At 68.8% G+C, this 16428-nt stretch carries 19 protein-coding genes; 14 read left to right on the top strand and 5 right to left on the bottom strand.

Annotation, left to right across the window (positions count from 1 at the left end; all coding sequences use genetic code 11):
• Positions 1-234 precede the first annotated feature (234 nt).
• Together K0M70_RS01665 and K0M70_RS01660 are read right to left on the bottom strand one after the other, a co-directional pair.
• On the bottom strand, positions 235-978 hold the full coding sequence (locus K0M70_RS01665; RefSeq protein ID WP_290778444.1) for a MipA/OmpV family protein: 744 nt from the start codon (positions 976-978) through the stop codon (positions 235-237).
• Between the two features lie 70 nt (positions 979-1048).
• Positions 1049-1699, bottom strand: coding sequence for an energy transducer TonB (locus K0M70_RS01660; RefSeq protein WP_290778442.1), 651 nt, complete (start codon positions 1697-1699; stop codon positions 1049-1051).
• Between the two features lie 147 nt (positions 1700-1846).
• Between K0M70_RS01660 and K0M70_RS01655 the strand changes: the two genes are divergently transcribed.
• The 6 genes from K0M70_RS01655 (at position 1847) to K0M70_RS01630 (ending at position 6573) form a co-directional block, all read left to right on the top strand.
• Entirely contained in the window at positions 1847-2308 is a 462-nt protein-coding gene (locus K0M70_RS01655) for a copper resistance protein NlpE N-terminal domain-containing protein (RefSeq protein ID WP_290778439.1), read from the top strand.
• A 68-nt stretch (positions 2309-2376) separates the two neighbouring features.
• Positions 2377-2964, top strand: a complete 588-nt coding sequence (locus tag K0M70_RS01650; protein WP_290778436.1) for a hypothetical protein — start codon at positions 2377-2379, stop codon at positions 2962-2964.
• 27 nt (positions 2965-2991) lie between these two features.
• Positions 2992-4236 carry a class I SAM-dependent methyltransferase gene (locus tag K0M70_RS01645; RefSeq protein WP_290778434.1) on the top strand — a complete coding sequence of 415 codons (1245 nt, stop codon included), beginning with the start codon at positions 2992-2994 and terminating at the stop codon, positions 4234-4236.
• 288 nt (positions 4237-4524) lie between these two features.
• Complete coding sequence (locus K0M70_RS01640; RefSeq protein ID WP_290778431.1) at positions 4525-5094, top strand: hypothetical protein; 570 nt, start codon at positions 4525-4527, stop codon at positions 5092-5094.
• 184 nt (positions 5095-5278) lie between these two features.
• Positions 5279-5437, top strand: a complete 159-nt coding sequence (locus K0M70_RS01635) for a hypothetical protein (RefSeq protein ID WP_290778429.1) — start codon at positions 5279-5281, stop codon at positions 5435-5437.
• Positions 5438-5997: 560 nt separating this feature from the next.
• Positions 5998-6573 carry a hypothetical protein gene (locus K0M70_RS01630; protein WP_290778427.1) on the top strand — a complete coding sequence of 192 codons (576 nt, stop codon included), beginning with the start codon at positions 5998-6000 and terminating at the stop codon, positions 6571-6573.
• Between the two features lie 97 nt (positions 6574-6670).
• On the opposite strand, the gene K0M70_RS01625 is transcribed toward K0M70_RS01630, so the two are convergent.
• The gene (locus tag K0M70_RS01625) at positions 6671-7540 is read right to left on the bottom strand and encodes a site-specific integrase (protein ID WP_290778425.1); all 870 of its coding nucleotides are present in this window, start codon (positions 7538-7540) and stop codon (positions 6671-6673) included.
• 220 nt (positions 7541-7760) lie between these two features.
• Here K0M70_RS01625 and dusA point away from each other — a divergent pair, with 220 nt between their 5' ends.
• The 5 genes from dusA to K0M70_RS01600 all read left to right on the top strand — a co-directional run bounded on the left by dusA (position 7761) and on the right by K0M70_RS01600 (position 12365).
• Complete coding sequence (dusA, locus tag K0M70_RS01620) at positions 7761-8777, top strand: tRNA dihydrouridine(20/20a) synthase DusA (RefSeq protein WP_290778421.1); 1017 nt, start codon at positions 7761-7763, stop codon at positions 8775-8777.
• Positions 8774-9682, top strand: a complete 909-nt coding sequence (locus K0M70_RS01615; RefSeq protein ID WP_290778418.1) for an arginine deiminase-related protein — start codon at positions 8774-8776, stop codon at positions 9680-9682. Before dusA ends, K0M70_RS01615 begins: the two co-directional genes overlap by 4 nt.
• Positions 9683-9811: 129 nt before the next feature.
• Positions 9812-10243 carry a hypothetical protein gene (locus K0M70_RS01610; RefSeq protein WP_290778416.1) on the top strand — a complete coding sequence of 144 codons (432 nt, stop codon included), beginning with the start codon at positions 9812-9814 and terminating at the stop codon, positions 10241-10243.
• A 49-nt stretch (positions 10244-10292) separates the two neighbouring features.
• Positions 10293-10973 carry a response regulator transcription factor gene (locus K0M70_RS01605; protein WP_290778413.1) on the top strand — a complete coding sequence of 227 codons (681 nt, stop codon included), beginning with the start codon at positions 10293-10295 and terminating at the stop codon, positions 10971-10973.
• A 6-nt stretch (positions 10974-10979) separates the two neighbouring features.
• Positions 10980-12365, top strand: coding sequence for a sensor histidine kinase (locus K0M70_RS01600; protein WP_290778411.1), 1386 nt, complete (start codon positions 10980-10982; stop codon positions 12363-12365).
• On the opposite strand, the gene K0M70_RS01595 is transcribed toward K0M70_RS01600, so the two are convergent.
• Together K0M70_RS01595 and K0M70_RS01590 are read right to left on the bottom strand one after the other, a co-directional pair.
• Positions 12362-13120, bottom strand: coding sequence for a M90 family metallopeptidase (locus K0M70_RS01595; RefSeq protein WP_290778408.1), 759 nt, complete (start codon positions 13118-13120; stop codon positions 12362-12364). The genes K0M70_RS01600 and K0M70_RS01595 overlap by 4 nt on opposite strands.
• Before the next feature lie 45 nt (positions 13121-13165).
• Positions 13166-13417: a hypothetical protein gene (locus K0M70_RS01590; protein ID WP_290778405.1), complete on the bottom strand. Its 252-nt coding sequence runs from the start codon at positions 13415-13417 to the stop codon at positions 13166-13168.
• Positions 13418-13573: 156 nt separating this feature from the next.
• On the opposite strand from K0M70_RS01590, the gene K0M70_RS01585 reads away from it, so the two are divergent.
• From K0M70_RS01585 to K0M70_RS01575, 3 genes are all read left to right on the top strand, one after another.
• Positions 13574-15385, top strand: a complete 1812-nt coding sequence (locus K0M70_RS01585; RefSeq protein ID WP_290778402.1) for a DegV family protein — start codon at positions 13574-13576, stop codon at positions 15383-15385.
• Between the two features lie 31 nt (positions 15386-15416).
• On the top strand, positions 15417-16037 hold the full coding sequence (plsY, locus tag K0M70_RS01580) for a glycerol-3-phosphate 1-O-acyltransferase PlsY (RefSeq protein WP_290778399.1): 621 nt from the start codon (positions 15417-15419) through the stop codon (positions 16035-16037).
• Positions 16034-16428, top strand: a 395-nt coding sequence (locus K0M70_RS01575; RefSeq protein WP_290778396.1) for an HTH domain-containing protein, incomplete at its 3' end; no start/stop codon positions are given. The genes plsY and K0M70_RS01575, both read left to right, overlap by 4 nt.

The following is a 16428-nucleotide window of genomic DNA, read 5'->3' as shown; positions in this document are numbered from 1 at the left end:
ATGCCACGCCCATGAAGAGGAAGAAGAGCTGGTGGCGGGGGCCCCGCGCCCGCGTTTACCCCCCCCGGAGGGGGGGCGCGCGCCGGGGGGGGTGTGGGACACACAACCCCCCCGGGGGCGGCCCCCCCCCCCGCCCCCCCCCCCGCGACCGGGTGGTGTTGGACACCTCACTGCCACCGGTGGACGAGCCCGCGCCGCTGCAGCCCAGCCTGCTGTGATCGGCAGCCAACGGGTTCAGTCCAGCGCGTAGCCGATGCCCAGCAGCACCGACGTGCTGCCGCTGCCGTCCACGATCGGGCTGTTGGTGATCTCGGAGGGCAGCCAGGCGTGGCCGACGCGGGCGAAGAGGTTCCAGCGCTCGCCCAGCGGGCGGGTGGCCAGCACGGACACCTCCGGCGTCACGGCTGAATCGGCCGCGTAGGCCGGGCGGCCGACGATGGCTTCACTGCCGCGCACGCCGTAGTAGTAGTCCAGCAGGCTGGCGTCCTGCCATTTCACCGACGCGCCCGGCAGGAAGGTCCAGCTGCCTGCGCGTACCAGGCCGGTCCAGCCGGCGGCCACTTCCACGCCGCCGCTGCGGTCGAGCACGTCCGCGGCCACGGACAGTTCCAGCGCGCCGAAGGTCTGCGACGTCCAGGTGGACGCCAGGCCCAGGTCCAGCGAGGCGCGACGATCGGCCATGCCGGTCAGGAAGGGGGAGTCCTTGCTCTCGTAGCCATCCAGGCGCGCCTGGCCAAAGGCTGCCAGCTCGTAGGTGTCGGAGCTGACCAGCCGCACGCCGCCACGCAGCCCGCGCAGGTAGGCGCGTTCACCCTCGAAGCGCACCAGCGGCACCGCCAGCAGGCCGTCGTCCAGCTGGCGGTAGGGCGCGTCGCGGTCCAGCACCAGGGCGCCGACGGTCCAGCGGGGCTGCTCCGGCTGCTGCGCCATCGCAGGGGCAGCCAGGGCGGTCAGGACGATCAGGGTGGGGATGCGCATGGCGGGGTCGTCTTTGGGGTGTGGGAGCCCCATTGTGAGGGCGCTCCGTCACTCCCGCGTGAGCGTGCGTTCAGGGAAGGGCGAAGTCGATCGGCACCAGGGCATACGCGCTGATGGCACGGCCCTGGCGCTGGGCCGGGTGGAAGCGCCACTTGGCCAGCACGTGTTCGCGCGCGGTGCGGTCCAGTTCGCGGTGTCCGCTGCTGCGCTCGATCTCCACCGTCCGGGGCCAGCCCTGTTCGTCCACCAGCACGCGCAGCGTCACCCGGCCTTCCAGCCCGGCACGAAGGGCGAGGCGCGGGTAGCGCGGCGCAGGGTGCACGTCATAGGCCAGGGTTTCCACGCCGGGCGGGCCGACGTCGAAGCTTTCCAGGGCCCCGCCCTCGTCCACCGGCTCGGCGAACACCGTGCCCTCGTTCATCACCGGCGGGCTGTCCGCGACGGGTGTGGAGGTGGACTGCAGCGTTGCCACGGGCGTGGGCGGGCGGCGCGGCTGCACCGGTTCGATGGGGGGAGGGGGCAGGGCGGGCGGGATCTCGACGGGTGGCACGTACTCCACCACCACCGTTTCGGTTCGAGGCGCCTGGCGTGGCGCCTCCCAACTATTCGGCAGCATCAGCAGGGCGAACGCCACGGCGTGCACCAGCAGGGCCAGGCTGTTGCCGGCGATGCGCTTGGCGTCGATGCGCTCGAAGCCGGAGGGGTGGGTCGTGGTGTTCATGGACGTCTCCTTGCGGGGTGGCAAGGTTTCCAACGCACGGTGCGCGGCAATGGGGTTGATGCCCTGACATTCCGGCGCCGCCGGGCCGGGTGGCTGCCGTCGGCGGCGCGACCCGCTAGGATGGTGCCCTGCCCCGGAGTGCTCGTGATGCTGTTCAAACCTTGGTCCATTGCCCTTGCCCTGGTCGCCCTGCTGGCGCTGCCGGGCTGTGAGCGGTCGCAAACCGCCCCTGATGCGCCGGCCTCGCCTTCGGGCGAGCTGCGGGCGCCCGCAGACGAGGCGCTGGACGCCGTTTGGCAGGGTGTGCTGCCCTGCAGCGACTGCGACGGCATCCAGACGCGCCTGCGCCTGGTGGCCGACGACCAGGGCCGCCGCTACGAGCTGCAGGAAACGTACCTGGCCCAGGACGGCGGTGAGCTGTTCGAAGCCCAGGGCGCATGGAGCAGGGAAAGCGTCGTGATCGACGGTACGCCCACCGCGGTGTACCGGCTGGACGACAACGGCGTGGAACGGTGGTTTTCCCTCAAGCACGACGGTGCACTGGAGCTTCTGGAGGCCCGCGACCGCGCGAGCGCCGATGGCCTGGCCCACCGTCTGCAGCGCATGTAGCGCGGTCAGTCGGGATTCATTGCGTGGGGCCACACTGCCTGCACGCTACCCCGCTCGAAGGACACCCCATGAAAAAGTCGATGATCACGCTGGCCCTTGCCGCTTCGCTCGCCTTCGCCGCGAGCACGCAGGCGCAGACCGTTTCGCTGAACTACAGCCCGCGCACCGGCGATGTCTGGCTCGACACCCGGCTGGGTGAAATCAACACCTATGGCCGCGGTGACCCGAACTATTTCTACGACGACATGTATTCGAGCTACGGCGTGCCGCGCGACTACGTGCGCGAGCTCTACACCGATCGGCGCTGGGCCCCCGGCGACATCTACTACGCCTGTGCGTTGGCCCAGCTGCTGGACCGTCCGTGCCGCGAGATCGTCGGTGAGTACGATCGCAACCCCGGCCAGGGTTGGGGCGCGTTGGCCCAGCGCCTGGGCATCAAGCCGGGTTCGGCGCAGTTCCACGCGCTGAAGGGAAATGTCGGCAAGGGCCACGGCAAGCTCAAGGCGCACGGTGGCTCGCAGGGTCGCGGCAAGCCGGCGCAGGCCATCGGCGCGCCGGGCAAGGGCCAGCAGGATCGTGGCGGCCAGGGCCAGGGCCAGGGCAACAAGGACAAGGGCAACAAGGACAAGGGCAATGGCAAGGGCCGTGGCGGTTGACACCCTGTTCCACCCATGAGGCCCGGGGTGGATTCTTCCCTCGACGACGGTAACGTGCGCCTGCTGATGCAGGCGCGCTGGCTTTGCGACGACCCCTATTTCCGCCAGGTGGTGTGGCGGCACGGCGCGCACCTGGGCGACGCCGCCGATGCCCTGCGGCTGGACGCCAGCATCCACGCCGGCGACCAGATGCTGCTGCATTCGCTCAAGCACCACCGCGACGCCAACGCGTCTTTCAGCCAGTACTTCAACGTGGCGCTGCAGCAGCACGACGCCGCGCAGCAGGTGCTGCGCGCGCTGTTCCCCGGCGCCAGCCACCGGGTGTCGGTGCTGGACTTCGCCTGCGGCTACGGCCGGCTGCTGCGTTTTCTGTCGCTGGGCCTGCCGCGGGTGAACCTGCATGCGGCCGAGGTGCAGCCCGAGGCACTGGACTTTGTCTGCGAGCGCTTCGGCGTAAAGGGCCATGCTTCGCCGGGCACGCCGGCGCAGTTCCAGCCCGGGCGCACGTTCCAGTTCATCTGGGTGGCGTCGCTGTTCTCACACCTGCCGGCGGCGCTGTTTGATCAGTGGCTGGCGCGGCTGGTGGACTGCCTGGCGCCGGACGGGGTGCTTTGTTTCAGCGTGCACGACCAGTGCCTGGTGCCGGAAGGCCATGTGTTCCCGGACAGCGGTTTCCTGTTCTGGCCGCAGAGCGAGAACGACGGCCTCGACACCGCCAGCTACGGCACCACCTACGTCAATGAAGCGCACGTGGCCGGCGCCATCGCCCGCGCCTGCGGACCCGGGCATCCGTATTTCCGCATCCCGCGCGGCCTGGCGCACGAACAGGACCTGTACGTGGTGGCGGCCGACCCGCGGCGCGACCTGTCGGCGCTGGCCGACTTCCGGCGCGGCCCCTGGGGCTGGGCCGACGAACGCGGCCTGTCCGACGACGGCGAACTGCACCTGCGCGGCTGGGCCGCCTCGATCGACGACGGCGCGCTGGACGCGGTGGAAATCACCGTGGACGGCGTGCTGCACCGCTGTCCCACCGGCCTGCCGCGCCCTGACGTCGGCCGCGTGTTCGCCGATGCGCGCCTGGATGCGTCGGGCTGGGAATTCCGCCACGTGCCGCCGCGCGGCGAAGGCCCGGTGCGCGTGGTGGTGACCGCGCGCACGCCCGCCAACGAGCGGGCGCTGATTTTCACCGGGCAGTTCGAGCGACCGGCCGCGCTCCGGCGGCTGCCGGTGCGCTGGTGGCAGCGCCTGCTGGGCAAGCGCCGGATCAATTAGCGCGCCAGGCAATCCGGCGGTGCGGGAATGGCCTCGAACGAAAGCGCGTTGCCGCCGCCCGCCAGGACGCTACGAAGCAGCCGCTGGCCCTAAGATTGGGGGCAGGTAAGGATGATCGACAGGCTCAGCTGCTTTAGGGTTCGCGTGGACAAATCGCATTGACTCCGGTGCTTGCAGAGCGAGGCGTGAAAACTGTTCACGCCCGGCTGAAGCCCTGCTTTGACACTAAGAAATGTTGGGTGGTAGCGTCCGCCCGATAGCGGGCGATCAACGAACGGAGTGATGAGTATGATCAGGAAGGTTCTTCTTGGCGCCGCTGTTGCCCTGGCCTGTGCATCTGCTTATGGTGAGGCGCCTGAAGGAGCTGCGGTTGCAGTTGAACCTCAGACGTTCGCGTATGAAGCGGAGAGTTTCTCGATCAATGAGTCTTCCGAGGAAGTTACCGTAACCGGCATGACGTTGGAGCTTGGTAAATATGCCCAGCTCAACGCTCAATCGGCCTCTTTCCCGATCGGCACCCGCCCGGTGCCACAGGTCGTCGAACTGGATAAAGTGCAGATTAAATCGGGCGATCAAGTGGTTGCCTCCGCAGACTCCGCAGTTTTTTATCCTGAGCTACGAACTTTTACGGCGGACGCCTATCATTTGACGCTTTCACCGATCCCCATGACTTCACTCAGCTTGCCGGACCACACCATTACGTGTCGGGGCGGCGTTGTGCACGATAACGGCGTCCCGGTCGGCACCAGCATTTGCTTTAACATTTATGGTGGCGGAAGCCATACCCTTTCCTGCTCTGAAAGCGGAACCCGGGTCAAGGTCGAAGTGAGCGACCAGTCTTGTTCGCTCGCTGACTGAATCGGTGAGGACGCGTCCTCTCATCTTTTCGATATCAAAGTCGTCACGCCACTGGTCGGCGGTGGGTGGCTCGTTACCGAACTGTTGCGATCGCTGCAGGGAAGGGCGGTGCTGTCGATCAACGACCACGCTACTACAGCAGGCCCTGCTGGCGAACGCCCCGATTCTTGAGACGGGGGCAGGCTTGTACGAGCAGCAGCGCCCGGACGGCTCGTTCCACCTGGCTGTGGTCGGGACGGCCGACAAGCACTGCGGCGCGGCCGTCCAGAGTCTGGGCCTCCGGCTCGTGAGCGAGGGCGCCTTCGACGAGGCGGGCTGGGATTCGATCGTCGTCGGGGCCTAAGTACGTCGAGCGATTTTCCTACTCCGCAACCGCCGCGCATCGGGCATCCTGGCTACGCCACAGGCAGCACTCCGCGCCCGTCCGGCGGGCCGTTCAGCCCGGACCAAGCTTAGCCTGCGGGCATTTCTCGGTATGCTGGTTATGCCGCCTCGGCAGAGGTCCCACACCTGGCAATCGTAGCCCGGCAGTCGTCTCTCCCGAGGTGGCGCGTCTCAGCGCCTGAGCCACGCGACGGTGTCCTCCCGGCATGCCCCGCGATGGATTCTCCCGCCAGTTCATGCAAGCCCAGGTCCAGGGCCGCACGCTAGAGCGGCAGGCTGACGGGCTGCGCCAGGCGCTATGCGTTCTGGCGAGCGGGCAGGGAGATCTGGGGCAGGTACTTGCCAAAATCGAGGCCATTCGAGCGCAGCTGGTGCTCGCTGAGAAGCTCTCCCAGGAGCTGGTCCCCGGCAGCCCGGTAGGGCCGGCATTGGGATAGGGGCCGCTTGCATTGCCACGGTTCCTGGAGCAGGGTTTCGAACAACGTCTTTGCGCAATCAACGTGTAGGGAGGGGTTGGCAATGAAGGCAAAATTGATCGGCTTAGTATTAGCAGCCACGTCAGCATTCGCGTACGCAAACGTCGCGGGCCCAGGACTCAAGGGTCAGCAGCTGATCGCCGACAGCCTATCTGTCGACGAGGCGAGAGAGGAAGCTCGTGCGTCTGGTTTGCAGTTGCGCATTGGTGAGCATTTAACTCTCAAGGCAGTGTCCGCAACGTTCCGCTTTGATTCCGCAAAGATTCCGCGCGTGGTGGATGTCGAAGGAGTGAGAATCGAGTCCGCCAACGGGTTGCTTCTGGCTACCGACGAAGCAACGTACTACCCCGAACTTCGGGTGATGACTGCGAGTAGGGCGACAGTTCCAGGATTCTCTTTGGACAGCAGCCAGCGTGGCCTTGACTCTGGAATGTTGTCGAATGACCCGCCGGACTTCATTTGCCACAATGGCACGCTTTACTACGGAGAGACGCCCGTCTCAGGCAACAGCGCCTGCCTGGTCAACGGCTTTGGCGGCAGCATGATCATCAGTTGCTCTGCGTCAGGAAACCAGCTCAAGTTCGAGCTGAGAGACCAAGGCTGCCCTATCGAAACGTGAGTAACTGCTTGCCACACACATGGGCTGGAAAGATAGCGCGGGTTTAACAATGAGACCGTCCTCAACGTAGAGTGTCCGCAATTGCGGACCCTCTTTTTTATCTCTCGCGCACGTCCTCAGGCCTCAAGTGCGTATACCGTTTAAGTGTGGTCCAAGACTCGTGTAGAGAGAACTGCGCTACCTCCTGGATGGAGTATCCGCCTTCGAACAGCCGGCTCGTAGCTTCGTGCCGCAGATCGTGGAAGTGCAGGTCATCGATCCCCAGGAACTGCACGCACCTGGTGAGCGCGGCGCCGATCGACTTCGGATTGAACGGGAAGATCCGCGGATCCTCGCTACCGTCCTCCAGGGTAACCTTGGGCTGGCGATCAATGATCGCCCAGGCACCGGCCGGCACCCGGAAAGTGCGGTGATTGCCTATCTTTCTTCGAGGGTGCTTGGCGTCGCGCAGCAGGGCTGTGTTCTTCTCCCTCGCGAGATCCGACCACTGCAGTCGCGTGATCTCTTCCTGGCGCCGGCAAGTCAACAGCGCGAACTGAACAACGTCGACCATCGGGATCTCACCGCGGCGATCGCGCTTGGCCAGGTGCTCGAGGACCCGATTCTCTTCGTCGGCCGTGAGGCGGCGATCGCGGCTGCGGGACTTGGCCACGACCCGAGCCGATCGCAAGTACTCGGCCGCCTCATCCAGCGAGGTGGTCGGCACCGGCGTGCCTAGAACGGCCGCGGCCGCCTTGAACACAGAGCGCAACCAGATGATGTCGTTGGCCGCCGTGGCCGGGCCGGCGCCGGCGGCGCGGCGGGCCTCCGCGTACGCGATGAAATCCGGACGGGCCAGGTCCTCGACCTTCCGGTTTTTCAGCGTGCCGGCCTTGAGCCTGGCTAGGTCGGCCCGCTTTGACCGGCCCCAAGGTTGGTCAGGCCGCTCCCGGCCCTCGTACCAGCCCACGAGTTCGCCTAGGGTCATTCTGCGGCCGACGGGCTCGCCACGGAGCGGACGACCTTGCCCTCGTGCTTGAGCCGAATCTGGGCGGTGTATCCTGTCGAGCGATCGGCCCGCCGGCGGGGGGTGATCGTTCCCATTGGTGCTACATGCGAAGTTTTGTAGCACCGAATGTAGGACCGGGCTTAGGCGAATAGCCAAAAACCCCTGAAAATCCACCGAGAACGGGAAGCCCGAGAAGCCCATGGAATCAGGCCAAGAGCCGCGCCAGGCCTACAATCCAGCCGATTTCAGGCTGAGCGTTGCCCCCATGATGGACTGGACCGACCGGCACTGCCGGGCCTTCCATCGCCTGCTGGCGCCGCATGCCCGGCTTTACACCGAAATGGTGCACGCGCAGGCCGTGATCCACGGTGACCGCGAGCGGCTGCTGGGCTTCGACCCGCTTGAACATCCCGTGGCGCTGCAGCTGGGCGGCAGCGAACCGGCGCACCTGGCGCAGGCCACGCGCATCGGTGCCGACTGGGGCTATGACGAGGTCAACCTCAACGTCGGCTGCCCGTCCGACCGCGTGCAGGCCGGGCGCTTTGGCGCCTGCCTGATGCGCGAGCCGGCGCTGGTGGCCGAGTGCGTTGCCGCCATGGCGGCCGCGTCGCCGGTGCCGGTGACGGTGAAGTGCCGGCTGGGCGTGGACGAGATGGAGGACTACGGCGTGTTCCGCGGGTTCATTGACACCGTTGCCGCCGCTGGCTGCGAGCTGTTCGTGGTGCACGCGCGCAAGGCCTGGCTGCAGGGCCTGAGCCCGAAGGAAAACCGCGAGATTCCGCCGCTGCGCTACGACTGGGTGCACCAGCTCAAGCGCGAACGCCCGGAGCTGCGCATCGTGCTCAACGGTGGCCTGGCCACGGTGGAAGACAGCGTGGCCGCGCTGGCGCACGTGGACGGCGTGATGATTGGTCGCGCGGCTTACCACGAGCCTTACCGCCTGCACCTGATGGATCGGGCCATGTTCACGCCCGAGCTGGCGCCGCTGGAGCGCGGCGAGCTGCTGCGCGCTTACCGGCCCTACGTCGAGGCCTGCCGTTCGCTCGGCGTGGCGGTGAAGCACATCACGCGGCACATCCTGGGCCTGTTCCACGGCCAGCCCGGCGGCCGCGCCTTCCGGCAGGTGCTCAGCGAAGGGGCGCCGCGCAGCGACGCCGGCTGGGACCTGGTCGAGCGCGCGCTGGCCATGACCGTGCGCCGGGAAGACGCCGCGTGATAACGCGCGACGCCGCCGCCTTCGGCGTTTTCGCCCGCGCACAGCGGCCCGACTTCGGCCCGGCCTGCGCCAAGGCCGCGTTCCTGGTGACGCCCGAGGGCTTCGCGCTGGCCGCGCAGTCGGCCAGTGACAACGCCTACATGGACCTGGCCGTGGCCGTGGACCCGCTGCGCGCGCTGGCCCAGCACCGCGACCTGCATCGCGCGCTGTCGGCGTCCCTGCCGGTGGTCGCGTTCCCCGGCGACCCGGCGATGCCCGACGGGCTGTTCCCCAACAACGTGTTCGGCACCGCGCCGGGCCGACTGGTGATCGGCCACATGCGCCATGCGGTGCGCCAGCGCGAGGCCGGGCGCACCGACATCCGCGGCTTCTTCGCCGCCATGGGCTATGCCGAGCACGATCTTCGCGCGCAGCCCGGCGTGTGCGAGCTCACCGGCGCGCTGGTCATCGATCGCGCGCGCGGCCTGGGCTATTGCGGCCTGAGCGAGCGCTGCGACGAGGCGGGCGCTGCGGCCATGCACGCCGCGTTCGGCCTGCGCGGAACCCTGATGTTCGACCTGGCACCGGGCGAATACCACACCAACGTGGTGATGAGCGTGCTGGCAGGCCGCGCCCTGGTGGCGTGCCCGGCCGGCTTCGCCGACCCGGCCGTGGCGGCCGGCATCGCCGCGATCTACGCCCCGCACGTGGTCGAGCTGTCGCCCCGGCAGAAGGCCGCGTTCGCCGGCAACGGCATCGCGCTGTCGCCCGACCGGGTCTGGATGAGCCAGGCCGGAGCGGCGTCGCTGCAGGCGGACCAGCACGCTCGGCTGCAGCGCGCGGGCTTCACCGTGGGCGACGTGGCGCTGGACGAGATCGAGAAGGCCGGCGGTTCGCTGCGCTGCTGCGTGGCCGAAATCTTCTGATACCTGAACCCTGGGCTGGCCCAAGTTGTTGACGTGAAAAGGGTTCATACCGGATTCACCGCTTTCCGCCCAGACTCTGCCCCGTGGTCGCGCTAGCCGCCCGACCCCCTTGGAGCTAGTATCCCGACGATGTTCAAAGCCGTTCGCCCACTGCTGCTGATCCTTGCGATCACTTTCGGCCTGCCCGCGCAGGCCCAGGACGAGGCGCGCGACCCGCCCAGCGAACGGGAAACCGCCGGCGACCGCGTGCGCCAGGTCGAGCGTGACGGCGGCCGCGTGCTGCAGGCCGAGCCGATGCAGCGCCGCGGTCGCGAGGTGTACCGGCTGAAAGTGCTCACGCCCGAAGGTCGCGTGCGCGTGCTGGACGATTCGCGCCGCCGCGAGTCGGGCCCGGACGCCTTCGAGCGCCGCGGCGACGACGGCGCCACCCGCGCCATGCCCATGCCCCGCGAACGCCGCTACCGCCAGTCCGAAGGACGTGGTGAGCCCGCGCCCCAGCTCAACGATGGCCCGCGTCCGGAAGCAGGCCGTGGTGATCGCGGCGAGCGATCGCCCACTTAAGTGTTAGGCCGGCCCAACCGGGTCGGTCCCCCTGTCGAAAGGAGACGACATGCGCGTACTGCTGGTAGAGGATGAAGCTCCTTTGCGTGAAACCCTGGCCGCGCGTCTCAAGCGCGAAGGGTTCGCCGTGGACACCGCCGGAGACGGCGAAGAAGGCCTGTACCACGGCCGCGAGGTTCCTTTTGACATCGCCGTGATCGACCTGGGCCTGCCCAAGATGTCGGGCATGGACCTGGTGAAGGCGCTGCGCGCCGAGGGCCAGAAGTTCCCGATCCTGATCCTGACCGCGCGTTCGAGCTGGCAGGACAAGGTCGAGGGCCTGAAGTCGGGCGCCGACGATTACCTGGTGAAGCCTTTCCACGTCGAAGAGCTGCTGGCCCGCCTGAACGCGCTGCTGCGCCGCGCCGCGGGCTGGTCCAAGCCGTCGCTGGACTGCGGCCCGGTGAAGCTTGACCTGTCGGCCCAGACCGTCACCGTCAACGGCGTCGGCGTGGACCTCACCAGCTACGAGTACAAAGTGCTCGAGTACCTGATGCTGCACGCGGGCGAACTGGTGTCCAAGGCCGACCTCACCGAGCACATCTACCAGCAGGATTTCGACCGCGATTCGAACGTGCTGGAAGTCTTCATCGGCCGCCTGCGCAAGAAGCTCGATCCCGAAGGCGAGATCAAGCCGATCGAAACCGTCCGCGGCCGCGGCTATCGGTTCGCCATTCCGCGCGACGAGTAAGCCGCGTTGGGCGGCTGGCGCACGCTTTCGCTGCAGGCCCGGCAGCTGCTGGCGGCCAGCCTGGCGCTGGTGGCGTTCCTGGGATTGACCGGCTACGCGTTGGACCGGGCCTTCGTGGAAACCGCGCAGAACGCCCTGCGTGAGCGCCTGTCGGATCTGGCCATCGCCTACCTGCAGGAAAGCGAACTCGACCGCGGCCGCAGCTTCATCCCGCCTGATCCGCCGCTTGATTCGCGCCTGATGTCGCCCGGCAGCGGGCTGTATGCCAGCGTGCGCGGCGAAGGCATGCGCTGGGACTCGGCGTCGTCGTTGGGCCGGTCGCTGCCGCCGGTGGAGTTCCTCGAGCCCGGCGCCCTGCGCTTCGAGGGCCCGCTGTCGATCATCGACGCGCGCGGCACCGAGAACAGCGTGTACGCCTATTCGATGGGCGTGATCTGGGTTTCTGCGAACGACTTCCATCTCACGCTGAGCGTCTACGAGGACGCCGCCCAGATCCAGGACCAGGTGAACGTGTTCCGGCGGGCGCTGTGGGGTTACCTGGGGCTGGCGGCGCTGCTGCTGGTGCTGCTGCAGATCCTCGTGCTGCGCTGGAGCCTGCTGCCGCTGCGCAACGTCGAGCGCGAACTGGCGCGCGTGCGCCACGGCCACAGCCAGCGGCTTTCGGGCCGGCACCCGCGCGAGCTCGAGTCCATCACCGAATCCATCAACAGCCTGATCGAGAGCGAACGCAGCCACCTCGAGCGCAGCCGCAACACCCTTTCCGACCTGGCGCACAGCCTGAAGACACCGCTGGCCGTGATGCGCTCGCGGCTTGACGCCGACGCCGACGACCAGCAGCTGCGCAGCGACGTGGCCGCGCAGGTGCAGCGCATGAACGAGATCGTTTCCTACCAGCTCTCGCGCGCCGCCCGCAGTGGCCATGCGCTGTATTCGGCGCCGATCGAGATCGAGCCGCGCGCCGAGGAAATCGTCGCCGGCCTGGAGAAGGTCTACGCCGGCAAGGGCGTGCTGTGTGAATTCGACATCGACGCCAGCGCGCGCTTCCACGGCGAGCTGGGCGACCTGCAGGAGCTGCTGGGCAACCTGCTTGAGAACGCCTTCAAATGGGCGAACCGGCGGGTGCTGCTCAGCGTTCAAGTGGAGCCGGCGTCGCCCAACCGCCGCCCTGGCGTGATCTTCGCCGTGGACGACGATGGTCCCGGCATTCCGGCCGACCAGGTCGAGCGCATGCTGCAGCGGGGCGTGCGCGGCGACGAGCGGGTGCATGGCCACGGCATCGGTCTTTCGATCGTGCAGGACATCGTGGCGGCCTATCGCGGCGAACTCACCGTTGAAAAGGCGCCTGAGCTTGGCGGCGGCCGCTTCCGCGTCCGATTCCCGCCGGCGTTCTAGTTCGCGGGGAGGGGCGACGCGCCGTAGAAGCGGCGCAGGTGCCCGGCCACGGCCGGCATGTGGGCCGCCAGCAGGTCGGGCGCAGAGAAGTGATACTCGCTGGTGACGGCGAAGAATTCCTCAGGCGCCTCGGCGGCGTAGGCATCGATGGGGCTGTCGCCGCCAGCGTCCAGCAGGGCGCAAAAATCATCGTAGGCAGCCTGGAAGTCGCGCGCCCATTCGCGCTGCCAGGGCGCGGGCAGCGGCGGCGTGCCGTCCATGGCACCGTCCAGCGCGTCGAGCTTGTGGGCCATTTCGTGCACCACCAGCTGGAAGCCGGCCCCGGGGTCGGCCAGGTCGGCCAGGATGTCGTCCCAGGAAAGCACCAGCGGCCCGTGTTCCCAGGACTCGCCGGCCAGGTCTTCCTGCCATTCCTCGAGTACGCCGGTGTCTTCGTGGTGGTGCTGGCGATGCACCCGGAACGCGCCGGGGTAAACCACCACCTGGCTCCAGCCGGCCAGGCCCTGCGCACCGAACTCCAGCAGCGGCAGGCAGGCCAGGGCGGCCAGGTGCAGACGCTGGTGGGGTTCCAGCACCAGCCCGTGCAGGGGGGTGATGGTTTTACCGGCCAGGAACAGCGCAACCAGCGCGGTCAGGCGCTCGCGGCGCTCGGGGTCCAGGCGGGCCAGCCAGGGCAGTTCGGCCCGCAGCTGGGCGTCCTGGTCGGGCGTCAGGGCAGGCGGGCGGGAAAAAAGGCGGGCTATCAGGGACTTCATGTCCCCAAGGTGCGGGCGGCGGGGCCGCGTGGCAAGCCTGCGGGCTTAGCGGATCATGCCCGGCAGCAGGCTGTGCCAGCGGGGCGTACTGCGGCCGCTGGCGCTGCGCGGGCGAACCGAGGCGGGCGTGCCGGGGCGCGCCGCCGTGGTGCTGCCGGCGGCACCGGGCGTGGACTTTCCGGCTTGGTCTGCGTCCTTCTCGCACTGCGGCGCTTCGGCTTCGGCCGGCAATACTTCGGCGCCGAGCGCGCCGGTGGCGGCGACAGCGAGCAGCAGGGCGAGCAGGGTGCGGAGCATGGCGGACGCCTGAGGTCGGTGGTTGACTTGGGATGCCGGAAACGGCCGAAACGTTGCGCCCCCGATTCTATACCCGAACCGCGCGAAGGACGCGCGAGTGGCCTTGCGGCAGTGCAGCATGGCGTTCGGCCCGGCTTGCGGCAGACTTCAATCCGCATGAATGCCGCCCTCATTGAACCGTCGCGTGCCTTGATCCGCGGCCCCGCCCTCCGCCGAGCCCTGATCGCGGGCGCGCGGCGCGTGATCTCCCAGCGCGAGCTGCTCAACAAGATCAACGTCTTTCCGGTGCCCGACGGCGACACCGGCAGCAACCTCGCTTTCACCCTGGGTGGTGTGTTGGCCGGCGCGCTCAGCCGACGGACGCAGGGCGCGGGCGACCTGCTGCGCCGGGTGGGGGAAGATGCGGTGGACGGCGCGCGCGGCAATTCCGGGGCGATCCTGGCCCAGTTTTTCACCGGCGTGGCCGAGGCGGTGGGCCCGGTGCGCGCGTTGGCGCCCGAGGCGCTGGCGCGCGGCGTGCGCGCCGGGGCCGATTCGGCCCGGCAGGCACTGTCGGAGCCGCGCGAAGGCACCATCCTGAGCGTCATCGCCGCCTTCGCCGATGCGCTGGAACAGCGCAGCCACGGCGACCTGGGCGGCTGGTTCCGTGCCGCGCTCGAACACAGCCAGCGGGCACTGGCCAATACGCCCAACCAACTGCCGGTGCTGGCCAGGGCCGGCGTGGTGGATGCGGGTGCGCAGGGGTTCGTGGACCTGCTTGAAGGCATCCATGAATTCATTTCCTCGGGCGCCGTGGACTCAACGGGCGTGGCCGAGGAAGCGCCGGGAGACCTGGAGGCTGCGCAGGCGCACGGCGAACTGGGCGACGCCGACCCCGAACACCGCTGGTGCAGCGAATGCCTGCTGGTGGGCGAGGGCCTGGACAAGGCCGGGCTGCGCGCCGCGATAGGCGAACTGGGTTCGTCGTGCGTGGTGATTGCCGGCAGCCATGCGCGGCTGCGCCTGCATGCCCACGTGGCCAATCCCAGCGCGATGTTCGAAGCCGCGGCGCGCTTCGGCCGGGTCGAAAGTGCCAAGGCCGACGACATGCATGCCCAGGCGCGCACCGCCGCCGGTTCGATCGCCGTCGCGGTGATCACCGACAGCGCCGCCGACCTGCCCGCCGATGAAATGCAGCGGCTGAACATCCACATGGTGCCGGCGCGCGTGAACTTCGGCGACCAGGACTTCCTGGACAAGGTGGGCCTGTCCACGGGCGAGTTCTACCGCAAGCTGCGCACGGAAGGGGTGCTGCCGCGCACCAGCCAGCCGCCGCCGGGCGATTTCCGCCGGCAGTTCGAGTTCCTGCTTTCGCATCACCGCACGCTGGTGTACGTGGGTCTGTCGCGGGCCATATCGGGCACCCTGCAGTCGGCCGAAACGGCGGCCCAGCGCGGCCATCCCGACCGCACGCACGTGTTCGACACCGCCAATGCGTCCGGTGGCGAGGGGCTGATGGTGATGCGCGCGGGCGAGATGGCCATGCAGGGCGCCGATGCGCCGGCGATCCTGGCCGAGATGGCCCGGCTGAAGCCGCTGACGCAGACCTGGGCCGTGGCGCGCGACATCCGCCATGCCGTGCGCGGCGGCCGCATGCCGGCCTGGGCACAGCCCGTGGTGGAGTGGCTGGGCTTGACGCCCATCGCCAAGATCAACCCCGCCGGCCGGATGGGCATGGCCGGTGGCCTGTTCGGCAAGTCCAAAGTGCCGGTGCGCTTCGCGGCCTACGTGGCCAAGCGCGTTGACCGCAGCAAAGCCTGGCGGCTGATCGTCGGCCACTGCGACGCGGCCGGTGACGGCGAAGCGCTGCTGGCGGCGCTGCGCACCCGCATCAACGTGCACGAAGGTTGGCTGGTGGAATCGGGTTCGGCCATCGGTGCGCATGCAGGGCCCGGGGCCCTGGTGGTGTCGCTGCAGCCGCTGGACTGACGGCCGGGCGAGGCTGCCGCATAATGCCGGCATGACTGCCGCACTGCTGATCGTCGCTGCTTACCTGCTGGGCTCCCTTTCGGGCAGCCTGCTGCTGGGGCGTCTGCGTGGCGTGGATATCCGCAACCTGGGCAGCGGCAATGCCGGCGGCACGAACGCGCTGCGCACGCAGGGCTGGAAGTTCGCGCTGGGTACCGTGCTGGTGGACGTGGGCAAGGGCGTGCTGGCCGCGTGGCTGGCGTTGCGCTTTGGCACCGGCGAGGCCTGGCTGCCCTACGCGATGGGCCTGGCGGCCGTGCTGGGCCACGTGTGGCCCGTTTTCCACGGGTTCCGCGGCGGCAAGGGCGCCGGCACCCTGGTGGGTGTGCTGCTGGTGCTGTGGCCGCTGGCGGTGGCGGTGCTGATCGGCACCTGGCTGCTGGTGTTGACGGCCACCGGTTACGTCGGCCTGTCCACGGTGCTGGCGGCCGGCATGCTGGTGCCGCTGGCACTGGCTACCGACGCCGACCCGCTGCGGCTGGCGTTCGCGGTGCTGCTGGCCCTGTTCATCGCCTTTACCCATCGCGGCAACCTGGCGCGGCTTCGCGCGGGCACCGAAGCCCGCTTCGATCGCGCCCGGCTGTGGACGCGCCTGGGCCGAAAGACCACGTGAGCGACCGCGAACTGCTGCTGCGTCTGTCTCGCGCGCCTGCTTCGGGCGCCGAGCTCGCGCGCGAGCTGGGCATCACCCGCAGTGCGGTGTGGAAGCGCGTCGAGTCGCTGCGCGCCGCCGGCGTGGAAGTGCAGGCGCGCCCCGGAGCAGGCTATTGCCTGGCCTCGCCGCTGTCCCTGCTGGACGCCGCGGCCATCGCGGCGGGGCTGAGTGCATCGGCGCGTGCCGAGTTGGCGGGCATCGATGTGTTGTTCGAAACCGACTCCACCAACGCACTGGCCCTGCGCGAGCCCGCGCCCGTGCGCGGCGCCCGCGCCTGGCTGGCGGAACGCCAGACCGCTGGCCGCGGGCGGCGCGGCCGCCGCGGGGCGTCACCGCTGGCCGCCCCTGT

It is taken from the genome of Arenimonas sp. (genome assembly GCF_019459675.1).
GTDB lineage: Bacteria > Pseudomonadota > Gammaproteobacteria > Xanthomonadales > Xanthomonadaceae > Arenimonas.
Note: the sequence above shows the minus strand (reverse complement) of the source record. Positions and strands in the feature narration are given on the sequence as shown.